The organism is Crossiella sp. NPDC003009 (genome assembly GCF_053591555.1).
Window position 1 is genome coordinate 160,301 of record NZ_JBSFUA010000008.1, and the last position, 15,757, is coordinate 176,057.

The window sequence follows — 15,757 nt, forward strand, 5'->3', positions numbered from 1 at the left end:
GCTACAGCCCGGCGGAGACCCCGGACGCGGCGCGCGTGGTGATCAGGACTCCTCGGTTGACCGGCAGCCTGGCTTGCTGGATCCGCCGCGCGGTGGCCGCCGCCCGGCACGCCCTCGGCGCCGGTAGCCGACGTTCCCTGATCTCCCTGGTGGCCTTCCGCGCCTGCCGCCGAGCCAGGTTCGCGCGCAGCTTCTTCGAATGCCACACGAGATCCACAATGCTCAGCAGCACAGGCAGAATCACGAAAAGTGGTAGCAGAGCGTTCACCATGTCGCGCCCCTTCCCCGATCACACCACTCTTTCGGAGCATCCCTCGTATCGAAGGTCTCGCTCCGTGATTGAACAGGGAAGGATGTATCCAAAGCCTTTATCGGACTGTTAGCTGAACCGGTGTGTCCATCGGCACACCGTGTTGATCGAACTACTGTCCGTGTGATTACCGCTTACTGGCCAGTAAGGCGGGAGGTTCATCAGTCCAAGTGACCGGGCACCCCAGTCAACACGGAGCGTGTTCATCGTCACGGGAGGCCCGATGTCCGCACAACCCGACCTGACCCTCTCCGGCGTCGTCCTGGACGCCCCGGACCCCAGGAGCCTGGCCACCTTCTACCGCCGCCTGCTCGGCTGGGAGGTGGTCCAGGACGAGGCGGACTGGGTCAAGATCAGTCCACCCGATGGCGGCCCCGGCCTGTCCTTCCAGACCGAGCCGAACTACCACCGCCCCACCTGGCCGACCAGCCCGACGGCCCAGGGCATGATGATCCACCTGGACTTCCAGGTCCCCGACCTGCCCGCCGCCTGTGCCCACGCCGAAGCCGCGGGCGCGACCCCAGCCGACTTCCAGCCGCAGGACCACGTCCGCGTCTACCTCGACCCGGTGGGGCACCCGTTCTGCCTGTTCACGCACTGACCGGCGGGCGCGTCCTGGGCTCGCCTAGCTGAAGACCACTGACCGGAGCAGCAGCCGGTCCGAGCCGTGGCCGCCGTTGGGGCGCAGCGAGAAGTAGGCATCGCCCTCGCATTCGCTGTCCTTGAAGACCACGGCCCGCGAGTTCGTGTTGTTGCGCGGCCGGAACGCGGAGGTGTCCCAGTCGGCGACCTCCGGGATCTCGATGCACTCCCCGCTCGGCGGGTCGACCAGCGAGCCCACCTGGAGGTCGCCGTCCTCGTCGTAGTAGCGGTAGCTGAACTCGCCCTCGGCCGCGAAGGCGGTCCCGGGCAGGACCAGCATCAGTGCGGCGATACCGGCGAGCAGAGTGGTGGCGGTGCGGCGGCGCATAGCGGTCAACTCCTTGCGGTAGCAGGATCTTCGCCCCCAGGCTTCCCACGGCACCCCGCACGGCGCATCCGGGCCGGGCGTCAGATCACTCACCCGTGGTAGTCGAACAACCGCAAAGAGTGACCAGTGCCGACTGGTCGATCGAAGGATTGACGATCACCGGGCGGTGGCTCAGGCTGCCCGCGTGACCAGCTCAAACGGGATGACCCGGATCGCGGTGGCCAGCTTCATCGGCACCGCGATCGAGTTCTACGACTTCTACATCTACGGCACCGCGGCCGCGCTGGTGCTCAACTCGACCTTCTTCCCCGACCTGTCCCCGGTGGTGGGCACGCTGGCCGCGTTCTCCACCTTCGCGGTGGCCTTCATCGCGCGGCCGCTGGGGTCGCTGCTGTTCGGGCACTTCGGGGACCGGGTCGGGCGGAAGTCGATGCTGGTCGCCTCGCTGCTGACGATGGGGCTGGCCACGGTGGGGATCGGGTTGCTGCCGGGGGCGGCGCAGATCGGCATCCTGGCGCCGGTGCTGCTGGTGGTGTTGCGGTTCCTGCAGGGGCTGGGGCTCGGCGGGGAGTGGGGCGGGGCCGCCTTGCTGGCCACCGAGCACGCGCCCAAGGGCAAGCGGGGCTGGTACGCGGCGTTCCCGCAGCTGGGGCCTTCGGTCGGGTTCTTCGCCGCCAGTGGGTCGTTCCTGCTGCTCTCGGCGGTGCTGGACGACGCGGCGTTCCGGGAGTGGGGCTGGCGGGTGCCGTTCCTGGCCTCGGCGGTGCTGGTGGTGGTCGGGCTGTTCGTGCGGTTGCGGATCGCCGAGACGCCGGTGTTCACCGAGCTGGTGGAAAAGCAGGAACGGGCCTCGATGCCGCTGGTGGAGATGTTCCGGCAGGCGCCGAAGCGGCTGCTGCTGGGTGGTGGCGTGATCGTGGTCTGCTACGTGCTCTTCTACACCTCGACCACCTTCGTGCTCTCCTACGGCACGACCACGCTGGGGTACTCGCGCAACACCATGCTGATCCTCTCGATCATCACCATCTGGGCCCTCGCCGTGGGCACGATCGTGGCGTCCAGGGCTGCCGACGCCTATGGCCGCAAGCCGGTGCTGATCTTCGGCACGCTGTTCTCGGTGGTCGCCGGGCTGCTGCTGTTCCCACTGCTGGGCAGCGGGAGTGTGGTCCTGGCCGGCGTGGCGCTGGCACTCGCACTGGGGGCCATGGGTCTGGTCTACGGTCCGCTCGGCGCGTTCCTGCCCGAGCTGTTCGACACCAGGTTCCGCTACTCCGCATCGTCCTTCGCCTACAACCTCGGTGGGGTGGCCGGTGGCGCGCTCGCGCCGACGGTGGCGGCCGCGCTGGCCGCGGACTACGGGCCGGGAGCGGTGGGGATCTACGTCGCGGCGGCCGCGGTGCTCAGCCTGCTGTGCGTGCTGGGGCTGCCGGAGACCCGCGACGTGGACCTTCACCGGGTGAGCGGTTCGGCCACCGGGGCCGGCGGGGGCTCGGCGGCGACCGGGTAGGCCAGGCTCGCGCCCGCGGCCAGCAGCGCGCCGAGGGCGAGGGCGAGCAGGTGCCTGGTCAGTCCTTTGTGGACGGTGTTCATCCGGTGGCCTCCTTGGTGTCGCTGGTGAGATCGGGGATGGCCGCTGTTCGTTTCGCCACGAAGGTGTGATCACGGTTCCGTCACTGGGTTAACGTCGGGCCCGTGACCATTCGCGGAGTGCTCTTCGACTTCTCCGGCACGTTGTTCCGCCTCGAACTGGGGGACGACTGGCTGGACGGCCTGATGGACGACGCTGCGGCCGCGGAGCTGCTGCGCCGGCTCACCGCGCCCACCGGGCGGCCGGACTGGCTGCCCGAGGACCTGCACGAGGCCTGGGAACAGCGCGACCTCGACCCGGACCGGCACCGCCAGGTGCACATCACCGCGCTGCGCAACATCGGCGCGGCGGACGAGGCGCTGGCTGGCAAGATCTACGACCGGCTGCTGGAGCCCTCGGGCTGGCGGCCCTACCCGGACACCGCCGGGGTGCTGGCGGAGCTGAAGGCGGCGGGCACGCCGGTCGGGGTGCTGAGCAACATCGCCTGGGATATCCGCGCGGTCTTCGCCGAGCACGGGGTGGCCGAGCTGCCGGACACCTACGTCCTCTCCTACGTGGAGGGGCGGGTCAAGCCGGACCCCGAACTGTTCCGCACCGCCTGCGCGCGGATCGGGCTGGACCCGGCCGAGGTGCTCATGGTCGGGGACAGCCAGGAGGCCGACGGCGGCGCGCTGGCCATCGGCTGCGCCTTCGCGCTGGTGCCGCCGCTGCCCACGGCCGAACGCCCGGACGCGCTGCGCTCGGCGCTGCGGGCACACGGCCTGCTTCCGGCGTAGGTCAGACGGCCGAGCGGCGGAAACTGAAAACCGGGTGGGTGGGCTGGTCAATAGCACGCCCGCCGAACCCGTACCCTTGACGGGTGGCTCTGCGACTTCATGACACCGCTACCAGGAGCATGCGGGAATTCCACCCGCTCCGGTCTGGGGCTGCGTCGATCTACGTCTGTGGGGCCACCGTGCAGGGCGTGCCGCACATCGGGCACGTGCGCAGCGGGCTGAACTTCGACGTGCTGCGCCGCTGGCTGGCCCGGGACGGGGCCGACGTCACGCTGGTGCGCAACGTCACCGACATCGACGACAAGATCCTGGCCAAGGCCGCCGAGCACGGCAGGCCCTGGTGGGAGTGGGCGGCCACGCACGAGCGCGCCTTCATCTCCGCCTACGACGCGCTGGGCTGCCTGCCCGCCTCGGTCGAGCCGCGCGCCACCGGGCACGTGCCGCAGATGATCGAGCTGATGCAGCGGCTGATCGAGCGCGGCCACGCCTACGCCGCCGACGGCGACGTCTACTTCGCGGTCGCCTCCTACCCCGAGTACGGGGCGCTGTCCGGGCAGAAGCTGGACGAGGTGCAGCAGGGTGAGTCCGCGGCCACCGGCAAGCGGGACCCGCGCGACTTCACGCTGTGGAAGGCCGCCAAGCCCGGCGAGCCGTCCTGGCCGACGCCGTGGGGCCCCGGCAGGCCCGGCTGGCACCTGGAGTGCTCGGCCATGGTCACCGCCTACCTCGGGCCCCAGTTCGACATCCACGGCGGCGGGGTGGACCTGGTCTTCCCGCACCACGAGAACGAGCAGGCCCAGTCGCGGGCGGCCGGGGACGGCTTCGCCCAGTACTGGATGCACAACGCCTGGGTGACCATGAGCGGCGAGAAGATGTCGAAGTCGCTCGGCAACACGGTGACGATTCCGGAGATGCTGCACCGGGTGCGCGCGCCCGAGCTGCGCTACTACCTGGTCACCCCGCACTACCGGTCCACCATCGAGTACTCCGAGCCCGCGCTGCACGACGCGGTGTCCGGGTACCGGCGGATCGAGGGCTTCCTGCGCCGGGTGGTGCAGCGCACCGGCTCGGTCTGCGCGGAGGGGCTGACCGGCGAGTTCATCGCCGCGATGGACGAGGACCTGGCCACCCCCGCGGCCATCGCCGCGGTGCACACCAGCGTGCGCGACGGCAATGCCGCGCTGGATGCCGGTGAGGACGACAAGGCAAGGGAGATCGCCGCCTCGGTGCGCGCGATGACCGGCCTGCTCGGCCTCGACCCGCTGTCGGAGCGGTGGGAGGTCGCGTCCACTGTGGACGAAGGCTCCCGCGCCGCGCTGACCTCGCTGGTCGAGGGACTGTTGGAAGAGCGGCAGAAGGCCCGCGCGAACAAGGACTTCGCCACGGCGGACCTGTTGCGCGACCGCCTGCTCGCGGCCGGAGTGGCGGTAGAGGACACCGCCTCCGGTCCACTATGGACATTGAAGGACTGCTGAGGAAATGGCCGGTAACTCCAGGCGCAAAGGTGCCATGCGCAATCCTGGCACCAAGAAGGGCGCCGTGGTCGGCTCCGGTGGCCAGCGGAAGAAGGGCTTGCAGGGCAAGGGCCCCACGCCCAAGGCCACCGAGCGGGCGCATCACCCGGCCGCGCGCAAGGCCGCCGCGGCCACCAAGGCCGAGCAGGCCAGGGCCCGCCGCAAGGGCGAGGCGACCAACTCCGAGTACGTGGCCGGGCGCAACCCGGTGGTGGAGTGCCTGCGCGCCGGCGTGCCGGCCACCGCGCTGTACGTGGCGCTGGGCATCGACACCGACGAGCGGGTGACCGAGGCGGTGCGGATGGCCGCCGACCGGGGCGTCTCGGTGCTGGAGGTCTCCCGGCCGGAGCTGGACAAGCTCACCGGCGGCGCGATGCACCAGGGCCTGTCCCTGCAGGTGCCGCCGTTCAGCTACAGCCACCCCGACGACCTGCTGGAGATCGGCCGCAACTCCGGCCAGCCGCCGCTGCTGGTGGCCCTGGACGGGGTGACCGACCCGCGCAACCTGGGTGCGGTGATCCGCTCCGCGGCCGCCTTCGGCGCGCACGGCGTGGTGGTGCCGCAGCGGCGCAGCGCGAGCATGACCGCGGTGGCCTGGCGGACCAGCGCGGGCACCGCGGCCCGGCTGCCGGTGGCCATCGCCACCAACCTCAACCGCACGCTCAAGGACTGGGCCAGCGCGGGGCTGATGGTGGTCGGCCTGGACGCCGACGCGACCATGAGCATCGACGAGCTGGAACTGGCCACCGGTCCGCTGGTGGTCGTGGTCGGCTCCGAGGGCCGGGGCCTGTCCCAGCTGGTGAAGAAGCACTGCGACGCCACCATCGGCATTCCGATGGCGCCGGGGGTGGACTCGCTGAACGCCTCGGTGGCCGCCGGGGTGGTGCTGGCCGAGGTCGCGCGCCGCCGCCGGGTGGCTAGCCGGATCTGACCATCCGGACCTGGTTGCTCCGATAGGGTCAGCGGGCTGGACCGTGACCCGAGGTAGAGATGTCCTTCGTCAGCCCGCTGTTCCTGTGGTACTTCATGCCGCTCACCCTGGCGGCACTGCTCGTGCTGCCCAGGACCTGGCGCAACGGTGTGATCGCGGTCGCCAGCCTGGTCTTCTACGCCACCGGGGCCGGCGGGTCCACGCTGCTGCTGCTGACCTGCATCGTGGTCAACTTCCTGGCCGGGCCGCACCTGGAGCCCAAGGAGTTCGAGCCGGAGCCGGTGGCCAAGCGGCGCAGGCAGCTGCTGATCGGCGTGATCTGCTTCGACGTGGCGATTTTGCTGGTGTGGAAGTACCTCGGCTTCGCCACCGAGCAGCTGGACGCGATCGCCGGCCTGTTCGGCGGTGACTTCCCGGTCACCCACCTGGCGCTGGTGATCGGCATCTCCTTCTTCACCTTCCACCACATCTCCTACGTGGTGGACATCTACCGGGGTGAGCGGCCCGCGCTGCGCAACCCGGTCTCCTTCGTCACCTACATCGCGATGTTCCCGCAGCTGGCCGCGGGCCCGATCGTGCGCTACCGGGAGATCTCCGACCAGCTCCCGCAGCTGCGCTCGCACCGGCTGGACGACATCGCCAGCGGCTTCCCGCGCTTCGCCCTCGGCCTGACCAAGAAGGTCGTGATCGCGGACTCGCTGGCGCCGATGGTGGACGCCTGTTTCGCCACCCCGCCGGACAAGATGACCTTCGCGGTGGCCTGGCTCGGCGCGCTCGGGTTCACCCTCCAGCTGTACTTCGACTTCTCCGGCTACTCCGACATGGCCATCGGCCTGGGCCGCATGCTCGGCTTCCGGCTGCCGGAGAACTTCGCCCGCCCGTACTCCTCGGTGACCGTGACCGAGTTCTGGCGCCGCTGGCACATGTCGCTGTCCCGCTGGTTCCGCGACTACGTCTACATCCCGCTGGGCGGCAACCGGCACGGCACCGGCAAGACCTACCGCAACCTGGCCATCGTGTTCGTGCTGACCGGTTTCTGGCACGGCGCGAACTGGACCTACCTGGTGTGGGGCATCTACCACGGCGTCCTGCTGGTGATCGAGCGCGCCCGCCGCTGGGACCGCCCGCCGACGACCACCGGGTCCTATGTCGGCCGCCGCGCGCTGACCCTGCTGCTGGTGATCATCGGCTGGGTGTTCTTCAAGTCGAGCACCCTGGGCAACGCGTTCACCATGCTGGGCAACATGTTCCTGCCCGACTTCACCGGGCTCACCGACAGCGTCGCGGCCGCCTTGACCAACCAGCGCCTGATCCTGCTGCTGCTCGCGCTGCTGATCATCTTCCTGCCCGCCCAGCCGGCCGGCCCGTACCTGGAATCGGTCCGCACGCCCCCGGCCACCGCGCTGCGGATGACCGTGATGACCGTCGGCCTGGCCTACTCCGCGATCCTGGTCGCCACCGGCACCTTCTCCCCGTTCCTGTACTACCAGTTCTGAGCGGGCGTGAGCGGGAACACCGCGCGCTGTCCGGATCCGGCCCGTTACTTGCGCTGATTGGGTGAGTGCAGGTCAGAGCCCTGGTGACCTCTGCCACGAGCAACGTTGGCAACTGTGCTGAATCGTTCAATGGTCTATACCATTCGGCGCTGGGTCCCATCGGATCCGCCGCCGTCGCCTCGGAAGTGACCATGTCGCAGAGCACCCTCGTGCCCGTTCCGCCAGTTGCCGCCGATCCCATCCCCGACCCCGTCTCGCACCTGCCGCGACCGCCTGGCGACGAGGAGGTGTACTGGTACTTCGGGCCGCAGCGGCGCTGGGTGCTGGTGGTCTCCTCGTTGTCGTTCGTATTCACCGCGGTCACCCTGTTCCAGTTCTCCGCCCGCACGCCGTGGCTGTGGGTGTTCCTGCTGGTGCTCGCGCTCAACGTGGCCGGCATCCTGATGTCGTTGCTGGACAACAGGTATCCACGCCGGGTGACCCGGGAGCAGCACGATCTGCTGGTGCGGGTGTGGCGGCCGGAGGTGCTGCCCAGTGTTGATGTGTTCCTGCCGACCTGCGGTGAGCCGCTGGCGGTGTTGCGCAACGCCTATGCGCACGTGGCCCGGCTGGGCTGGGACGGGCGGCTGCGGATCTGGGTGCTGGACGACGGTGCGCGGGCGCAGGTGCGGGAGCTGGCCAGGGAGTTCGGGTTCGACTACGTGGTGCGGCCGGATCGCGGGCACCTGAAGAAGGCCGGGAACCTCAACCACGCGCTGACCGTCTCCGGCGGTGAGCTGATCGTCATCCTGGATGCGGACTTCTGCCCCCGGCCGGACATGCTGGTGCACCTGGCGCCCTACTTCGAGGACGCCGGGGTCGGGATCGTGCAGACGCCGCAGTGCTTTGCCACCGATGCCTCGATGAACTGGCTGCAGCGGGCCGCCGGTGCGGCGCAGGAGTGGTTCTTCCGCTGGATCCAGCCGTCCAGGGACGCCAATGACGCGGCGATCTGCTGTGGCAGCAACGCGATGTACCGGCGGGCGGCGATCGAGCGGATCGGCGGGTTCGCCAAGCTGGACCACAGCGAGGACATGTACACCGGGCTGGCGCTGCTCGGCCGCGGCTACCGCACCCAGTACCTGCCGCTGTTGCTGGCCAAGGGGATGTCGCCGGACACCGTGCCCGCGTTCGTCAGCCAGCAGTACCGCTGGGCGATGGGCAACCTGCACCTGCTGACCGCGCCCGGGGTGGTCCGGGTCGGGGCTGGGCACCGGCTGCTGCTGTCGTACTGGAACGGCGTGGTGAGCTACCTGCTGGCCGCGGTGAACGTCTTCGCCGCGCCGCTGCCGCCGCTGCTGATGCTGGTGTTCGCGCCGGCGGAGGTGCGGCCGTGGCAGATGCTGCCGTTCCTGCTGCCGGTGTGGACCTGGCTGGTGTTGATCCCCGCGGTGTCCCGCACCCGGTGGAGCATGCAGGTGATCCGGGCGCACCAGCTGGTCGGGTTCGCCAGCGCGGCCGCGGTCTGGCACACGCTGCGCGGGCGCGGCGCGAACTGGGTGCCGACCGGGGTCAGCCAGGGGCGAGGCGGGCTGGCGCGGAAGGTGAGCCTGCTCGCGGTGGCCTGGCTCGGGGCGACCACGCTGGCGGGCTGGATCGCTTTTGGGGCAGGGGTTTTCGCGCACGGGATCGCGAACTACTGGGCGCTGGCCGGATACCTGCTGGTGCAGGGCTACCTGAGCGTGCCGCTGCTGATCGACCTGGCGAACTCGTTGTGGCGGCAGGAGAAACGCGAGATCGGGGCCGGGAACCGGTGGGCGGCGACGGCCGCGCGGCGGAGCTGGCCGGAGCTGCTGGCGATCACGGTGGCGCTGGGCGTGCTCGGCCTGCTCGCCTCCGGGCTGGTGGACGGGATCCTGTGATGCCGAGCTACCACCCCGGCCGCCGGGCCGACATCGAGGGCCTGCGCGCGGTGGCCGTGCTGACCGTGCTGGGTTTCCACGCCGGAGTGCCGTTGTTTGGCGGCGGGTTCGTCGGCGTGGACGTCTTCTTCGTCATCTCCGGGTTCCTGATCACCGGGCTGCTGCTCGGCGACCTGGCCACCAAGGGGACCTTCTCGCTCAAGGAGTTCTATGCCCGGCGGGCCCGGCGCATCCTGCCCTCAGCCGGGGTGGTGCTGGTGGCGGTCGCCTTTCTCAGCTGGCTGCTGCTGCCGCCGTTGCGGGCCAAGGACATCGCCTACGACGTGCTCGCGGGCGCGCTGAACGTGGCGAACTGGTGGTTCGTGGCCAACCAGACCGACTACCTGGCCGCGGCCCGCGACCACTCGCCGGTGCTGCACTTCTGGTCGCTGGGCGTGGAGGAGCAGTTCTACCTGGTGTGGGCGCCGCTGCTGCTCGGCATCGCGGTGCTGGCCCGCAAGCTGGGCCGCTCGGTGGTGCCGCTGGTGGCCGGGGTGGTGGCGCTGCTGAGCATCGGCTCGCTGCTGCTCTCGGTGCGCTGGACGGCGAGCTCGGAACCGTTGGCGTACCTGGGTTCGCCGACCCGGGCCTGGGAGTTCGGGCTCGGCGCGCTGGCCGCGGTCGCCGCGCCCTGGCTGCGGCTGCCGGTGGCGGCGCGCTGGGTGCTCGGCTGGCTCGGCGCGGCCGCGATCGGCTGGTCTACCGTGGTGTTCAGCTCGGCGACCGCGTTCCCCGGCGCGGTCGCGCTGGTGCCGGTGCTCGGCACGGTCGCGGTGATCCTGGCTCCCGGCAAGGGTTTCGCCGGTTTCCTGAGCACCGGGCCGATGCGCGCGATGGGACGGCTGTCCTTTGCCTGGTACCTGTGGCATTGGCCGGTGCTGGTCTTCGCCGAGGCGTTGTCCGGGCAGCTGGCCTGGCCGGTGAAGCTGGCGCTGGTGCTTGGCGCGGCCGCGCCTGCCTGGCTGACCGCGCGGCTGGTGGAGCGGCCGGTGCGGTTCTCCCGGACCATCTCCGCGCTGCCGGTGCGCGGGCTGGCCATCGGCGTGACCGCGGTGCTGCTGCCGGTGGCCGCCGGGCTGGTGACCGGCAGCGCGGCCCAGCGGATGATGGGCGGCGGGGTCACCGAGCTGTCCGCGACCCTGCCGCTGGCCGCCGCGGACGGCCCCGACCTGCTCACCAGCCCCGCCCCCGGCCTGACTCCGCCGGTGGACCGGGCGCGGGCGGACCTGCCGCCGGTGCCGGGCTGCGAGCTGTTCCCGGCCGAGCTGACCGGGCCGGAGTGCGTCTTCGGCGATCCGGCCGCCGAGCAGGTGCTGCTGATCGGGGACTCCCATGCCAGCCAGTGGTTCCCGGCCGTGCACCAGCTGGCACAGCGGCGTGGCTGGGCGGTGCGGGTGCGGGTCAAGCAGGGCTGTCCGCTGCCCGACCTGACCGTGTACAACCCGACCCTAGGCCGGGCCTACACCGAGTGCGACACCTGGCGGCGGGACACCCTGGCCCAGGTGGCCGGTACCAAGCCGAAGCTGGTGTTCCTCGCCTCGCTCAACCAGTACACCGCCGATGAGCAGCTGCTCAAGGCCGCCTGGGCGCGCAGCCTGGACCGGCTGGCCGCCACCGGCGCGCCGCTGGTGTACCTGCGGGACACCCCGTTGCCGGGCAAGGACATCCCGGCCTGCGTGTCCGAGGACCCGGCCGCCTGCGGCTTCCCGCGCGAGCGGGCGCTGCGGCCCGATCCGCTGGCCGGACGGCCTGATCTGTCCACAGTGGACATGAATCCGGTGCTGTGCCCCGGCGAGACCTGTCCCGCGGTGCGGCAGGGGGTGCTGCTCTACCGGGACGACTCGCACCTGACCGGCACCGCGGCCGCGCTGCTCGGTCGCCGGATGGAGAGGACCCTGGAGCGCCAAGGACTTCTGCCGCCGGTGTGGCAGCAGGTGTTCCGGGAGGAGTTCGACGGCCCGGACGGCGCCGCGCCGGACGAGCGGCGCTGGCAGCACGCCACCGGCACCTGCTACCCGGGCTGTCCGGCGCCGCGGTGGGGCACCGACGAGATCGAGACCATGACCGACTCCATCAACAACGTGCGGCAGAACGGCAAGGGGCAGTTGGCCATCACGCCGATCCGCACCGAGGCCGGGTGGACCTCGGGTCGCCTGGAGTCGCGGAGCACCGACTTCCGCGCGCCGGCCGGCGGAGTGCTGCGGGTGGCGGCCTCGATCAAGCTGCCCGAGGTCGGGCAGGCCGACGGCGCGGGGTACTGGCCAGCGTTCTGGCTGCTCGGCGACGCGGTGCGGCGCAACGGCAGCGGCTGGCCGGCGGCGGGCGAGATCGACGTGGGTGAGTCGCTCAACGGCCGCGAGTCGGTGTTCGGCACCTTCCACTGCGGCACCACCACTGGTGGCCCTTGTCAGGAGCCGGTCGGACTTGGCAGCGGGGAGCAGGCCTGCGTGGGCTGTCAGCGGGAGTTCCGCGAGTACGCGGTCGAGCTGGACCAGGGCAAGGGCGAGATCCGCTGGCACCTGGACGGGAAGCAGACCTTCGCCCTCAGCAGGGACAAGGTGGGGGAGCAGGTCTGGCGGCAGGCCACCGACCACGGCTTCTTCCTGATCTTCAACGTGGCCATCGGCGGCCGCCTGGCCGGGGACCCGAACGGCTCCACCGCCTCCGGACGGCCGATGCTGGTGGACTCGGTGACCGTCTCGGTCAGCTGAGCGCGTCCCAGCGGGCCGTCAGCGACTCGACGGCCCGCTGGGCTTGCACCGGAGTGATCTGCTCGGGCAGTTCGACGGTCAGCTTGGCCGCGGACTCGGCCAGCGCCCGGTGGTCGGCGGTACCGAGCAGGCGGGCCAGGTCGACCCGTTGCAGCAGCTTCTTGGTGATCGGGCGCTTGGCGTCCCAGAACACCAGCGCGGACAACAGGGTCGCGGTGGTCGGGCCGCGCAGCAGCGCGGTGAGCACCGCGGCCTCGGCCAGGTCGGTGCTGGAGAGGAAGTAGCAGGTGTCGTCCAGGGTGACCGGCCTGCCGTCGATCGGGGCCAGCAGCCGGAACTCGGCCTTCTTGTACATGCCGGAGACGGCGACCTTGTACGGCGCGAAGGTGTAGTCGCCGATGCCGAACACGCTGAACCGGGGCCGGGCGCGGTAGATCGCGGAGCGGCGGCCGTCCAGTGCCTCGGCGTGTTCCCGGAGGTAGGCCCACAGCTCCGGCGCGGTCTGTGCCAGCTCGGTGGTGTCCTGGCCGAGGCGGCGCTGCGGCAGCACCAGCTTGCGCCGGGCGGTGGTGGTGTTGCCGTGGAACAGGTCCGAGCTCTTCAGCAGCGGGTAGAGGTGCTCAGTCTCGATCCGCGCCCGGGTGTCCGCGGGCAGCTCCATCACCGCGGTGGCGTCGTGCTTGACGCCCTGCCGCCATTCCAGCGGCGCGGTCCCATCTGCCTCGGCGGTGCTGGTGTAGGCCTCGACATCGGCCACCAGCTTGCCGCCGACCAGACCGAAGTGCCGCGAAGGCGTTGCCGCGTCGAGGGATTCGTAGAGCGCGCAGGTGTAGCCGCCGACAGTCTGTCCAATGTGGATGGTCAAAAGACCCGCGTCCACGTTGGCGCCGAACCAGCGGTGCGAGTCGATCAGCCGCAGGGTGGCCCCGGCCAGCGGAATGCCGTGCTCGGCGCAGAAACCGAGCAGGTTGCGGGCCACCTGGGTCTTGCACAGCATGGCGATGGTCGGCCGGTGCCCGCGCAGCTCGGTGAGCAGCTTCTGCCAGATGTACTCGGCCACGTCGAAGTTGGACTCGCCGGTGCGGGCGGCCATGCCGGGCCGGTTGCGCACGTTGGACTTCACCGGCACGTTCGCCGAGCCGAACCGGGTCAGGTCGGCCATGGTCACCCACGGCGGGTTGCCCAGCACCAGCAGCTCGCCCTCGGCCGCCCAGGGCAGGTCCGCGCCGAGGTCGAGCCCGAACACGCACTGCTGCCGGACCTCGCCGTGCGCGGCGGCCAGCTCGGCGTGCGCGGGCTGGATCTCCACCCCGATCCGTTGCGGCACACCGAGTTCGGCCGCGGCCTGGAGGAAGGCGCCAGTGCCGCAGGTGGGTTCCAGCACCTTGCGGTAGTCCCGCGGCGGCAGGGTCGCCACCACCGCGCGGGCCAGGTTCAGCGGGGTCTGGAAGTCACCGAACTCGTTGTTGGGCACTGAGGGTCCGCCATTCGTGGTCAAGCAGACCGTAGTGCACGTCGTCGGCGAACCCGTCCCCTTCCCACCACGCCTCGCGGTGCCGCCCCTCCTCGGTGAAACCGGCCGCCAGCGCCGCCTTCTGCATCGGCACGTTCCGCGCCCCCGTGACCAGCTGGACCCGGTGCAGCCCGAGCACGTAGAAGGCGTAGTGGCAGAGCACCTTGAGCGCGTCGATGGACAGGCCCTTGCCCCGGAAGGACTCCCGCAGCCCGATGCCGATCTCGCCGTTGCGGTGGTGGTAGTCGATGCCCCAGAGCGTGATCGACCCGGCCAGCTCGCCCTCGTGCTCGATGGCGAACGTGGCCGACTTGGGCAGCGGCTTGGCGTGGTGGGCGTCCACCGGCTCCCAGCCCTCCAGCACGGTCTCCAGCGGCACCGGGAACCACGGCGCGGACGAGCTGAGCATGAAGCCGGTGACGTCCGCGCGCTGCTCGGCGTAGAGCACCGCGGCGTCGTCCTTGGTACAGGGCCTGAGCAGGATCTTCTCCCCGTGCAGCATGGCGCGAGGCTAGCCCCGCCCGCCTGTCGGCTGCCTCTCATTTTTCGCCGCCGGGCAGATCCGTGAACGCGGTCCGCCCGATCCGGTTACCGTGGTCGGGTGAGCGTCCAGGGCGACCCGCGGCACCGGGTGCAGTTGCCGAGCGTGCACGAGGCGCTGCTGCCCCGTGAGCACTCGCTGCACCGGCCGCGGCACGGCCACCGCCAGCGCACCGCGCTGACCGCGGCCGGGATCTTCTTCCTGACCCCGCTGCTGGTCTGGACGCTGGGCGCGCGGCCGGCGGCGTTCGAGAACCGGCCGCTGGCGGCCTTCCCCAGCCTGAGCGACGGCTGGGGCTTCTTCACCGGCCTGTCCCAGTGGGCCACCGATCACCTGGTGTTCCGCCAGGACGCGGTGCGCGCGGCGGACGGCATCAGCGAGGGCCTCTTCGGCGAGCCCGCCCCGCTGGACCGCGGCCAGCAGCCGCAGGGCCCGGTGCCGGGCAACCAGACCACCTCCCCGCAGCCCCAGCCGCAGCTGCCCAACCAGCCGGTCCCGGTGGACCAGCAGTCCGTGCTGCCCGGTTTCACCAAGGTCATCCAGGGCAAGGACGACTGGCTGTTCTTCGGCATGGACATGCAGGCCAAGTGCCGGCCGGACAAGTCGCTCAACCAGGTGCTGGACCAGGTGCGCAAGCTGCGCGGGGTGGTGGAGTCCTCCGGGCGGGCCTTCCTGCTGATGATCCCGCCGGACAAGAGCACCATGGAGCCCGGTTTCCTGCCGGACAGCTATGGCGGCAAGGACTGCGCCCCGGCCATCGGCGCGGAGTTCTGGAACCGGTTCGCCACCGAGCCCGGCGTGCTGGACCTGCGCCCGATCCTGAACGAGACCAAGCAGCGGCTGGGCCGCCCGGTCTACCACAAGGACGACACGCACTGGAGCGACGAGGGCGCGGTCTCCGCGGTGCGCTCGCTCAGCGAACGGCTCAACCCGGGAGTGACCAAGCCCTGGTCGATCTCGCTGAGCGTGCCCTACACCAACCCCGGCGACCTGGCGCTGATGTCCGGCAAGCAGGGCAAGGTGACCGGGTTCCGCTACGAGATCCGCCCGGACGGTCAGGAGAACCGGGTCAAGCCGCTGGACAGCAAGTTCACCGAGCCGGAGCAGATCACCTCCAAGGAGATCCCCGGCGTGGTCGGCGGCCGGGTGATGCTCTTCGGCGACTCGTTCCTGGAGTCCACCGGCCGGTACCTGCACGCCGCGCTGTCCAACTTCACCGCCTACCACTACGGCCACGCGGTCAAGGACCCGGTCCGCTCGGGCAAGCTGGCCGTGGACAACGACGTGGTGGTCTTCGAGGCGGTCGAGCGCAACCTGACCAGCGGCACCGCCGGCTTCCTCGGCAACGAGTTCATCGACGCCTTCGGCCGCGAGCTGGCGGCGAAACCCCGGCCGAGGTAGGGGAAACTCCCTCGCTGGTTCGGGGGTCTGGCCCTGGTGTGCCCGCCGCCGATCCCCGGCAGGCTG

At 70.8% G+C, this 15,757-nt stretch carries 14 protein-coding genes; 9 read left to right on the forward strand and 5 right to left on the reverse strand.

What is annotated here, in order from left to right:
* Nucleotide 1: 1 nt before the first annotated feature.
* Nucleotides 2-208: a hypothetical protein gene (locus ACWDY5_RS11895; protein ID WP_449722208.1), complete on the reverse strand. Its 207-nt coding sequence runs from the start codon at nt 206-208 to the stop codon at nt 2-4.
* Between the two features lie 325 nt (nt 209-533).
* On the opposite strand from ACWDY5_RS11895, the gene ACWDY5_RS11900 reads away from it, so the two are divergent.
* Nucleotides 534-911: a VOC family protein gene (locus tag ACWDY5_RS11900; protein WP_449722209.1), complete on the forward strand. Its 378-nt coding sequence runs from the start codon at nt 534-536 to the stop codon at nt 909-911.
* 24 nt (nt 912-935) lie between these two features.
* On the opposite strand, the gene ACWDY5_RS11905 is transcribed toward ACWDY5_RS11900, so the two are convergent.
* The gene (locus ACWDY5_RS11905) at nt 936-1,373 is read right to left on the reverse strand and encodes a hypothetical protein (RefSeq protein WP_449722210.1); all 438 of its coding nucleotides are present in this window, start codon (nt 1,371-1,373) and stop codon (nt 936-938) included.
* Nucleotides 1,374-1,464: 91 nt separating this feature from the next.
* On the opposite strand from ACWDY5_RS11905, the gene ACWDY5_RS11910 reads away from it, so the two are divergent.
* Nucleotides 1,465-2,787 (forward strand): MFS transporter, encoded by a 1,323-nt coding sequence (locus tag ACWDY5_RS11910; RefSeq protein ID WP_449722211.1) that lies wholly within the window; start codon nt 1,465-1,467, stop codon nt 2,785-2,787.
* On the opposite strand, the gene ACWDY5_RS11915 is transcribed toward ACWDY5_RS11910, so the two are convergent.
* Nucleotides 2,730-2,870 carry a hypothetical protein gene (locus ACWDY5_RS11915; protein ID WP_449722212.1) on the reverse strand — a complete coding sequence of 47 codons (141 nt, stop codon included), beginning with the start codon at nt 2,868-2,870 and terminating at the stop codon, nt 2,730-2,732. The genes ACWDY5_RS11910 and ACWDY5_RS11915 overlap by 58 nt on opposite strands.
* A gap of 102 nt (nt 2,871-2,972) precedes the next feature.
* Between ACWDY5_RS11915 and ACWDY5_RS11920 the strand changes: the two genes are divergently transcribed.
* From ACWDY5_RS11920 to ACWDY5_RS11945, 6 genes are all read left to right on the forward strand, one after another.
* A complete protein-coding gene (locus ACWDY5_RS11920) occupies nt 2,973-3,644 on the forward strand; it encodes an HAD family hydrolase (RefSeq protein WP_449722213.1) in 672 nt (223 codons plus the stop codon).
* Nucleotides 3,645-3,727: 83 nt separating this feature from the next.
* Nucleotides 3,728-5,119, forward strand: a complete 1,392-nt coding sequence (cysS, locus tag ACWDY5_RS11925; protein ID WP_449722214.1) for a cysteine--tRNA ligase — start codon at nt 3,728-3,730, stop codon at nt 5,117-5,119.
* Nucleotides 5,120-5,123: 4 nt separating this feature from the next.
* Nucleotides 5,124-6,089 carry a 23S rRNA (guanosine(2251)-2'-O)-methyltransferase RlmB gene (gene rlmB / locus ACWDY5_RS11930; protein WP_449722215.1) on the forward strand — a complete coding sequence of 322 codons (966 nt, stop codon included), beginning with the start codon at nt 5,124-5,126 and terminating at the stop codon, nt 6,087-6,089.
* A 59-nt stretch (nt 6,090-6,148) separates the two neighbouring features.
* Nucleotides 6,149-7,585: an MBOAT family O-acyltransferase gene (locus ACWDY5_RS11935; protein ID WP_449722216.1), complete on the forward strand. Its 1,437-nt coding sequence runs from the start codon at nt 6,149-6,151 to the stop codon at nt 7,583-7,585.
* A gap of 191 nt (nt 7,586-7,776) precedes the next feature.
* Nucleotides 7,777-9,486, forward strand: a complete 1,710-nt coding sequence (locus tag ACWDY5_RS11940; protein ID WP_449722217.1) for a glycosyltransferase family 2 protein — start codon at nt 7,777-7,779, stop codon at nt 9,484-9,486.
* Nucleotides 9,486-12,236, forward strand: coding sequence for an SGNH hydrolase domain-containing protein (locus ACWDY5_RS11945; RefSeq protein ID WP_449722218.1), 2,751 nt, complete (start codon nt 9,486-9,488; stop codon nt 12,234-12,236). Before ACWDY5_RS11940 ends, ACWDY5_RS11945 begins: the two co-directional genes overlap by 1 nt.
* Here ACWDY5_RS11945 and ACWDY5_RS11950 read toward each other — a convergent pair.
* Both ACWDY5_RS11950 and ACWDY5_RS11955 read right to left on the reverse strand, forming a co-directional pair.
* Nucleotides 12,229-13,710 carry an SAM-dependent methyltransferase gene (locus ACWDY5_RS11950; protein WP_449722219.1) on the reverse strand — a complete coding sequence of 494 codons (1,482 nt, stop codon included), beginning with the start codon at nt 13,708-13,710 and terminating at the stop codon, nt 12,229-12,231. The two genes, ACWDY5_RS11945 and ACWDY5_RS11950, sit on opposite strands and share 8 nt — an antisense overlap.
* Nucleotides 13,688-14,251, reverse strand: a complete 564-nt coding sequence (locus ACWDY5_RS11955) for a GNAT family N-acetyltransferase (protein ID WP_449722220.1) — start codon at nt 14,249-14,251, stop codon at nt 13,688-13,690. Before ACWDY5_RS11955 ends, ACWDY5_RS11950 begins: the two co-directional genes overlap by 23 nt.
* A 99-nt stretch (nt 14,252-14,350) precedes the next feature.
* On the opposite strand from ACWDY5_RS11955, the gene ACWDY5_RS11960 reads away from it, so the two are divergent.
* A complete protein-coding gene (locus ACWDY5_RS11960; RefSeq protein WP_449722221.1) occupies nt 14,351-15,691 on the forward strand; it encodes an alginate O-acetyltransferase AlgX-related protein in 1,341 nt (446 codons plus the stop codon).
* The last annotated feature ends 66 nt before the right edge of the window (nt 15,692-15,757 follow it).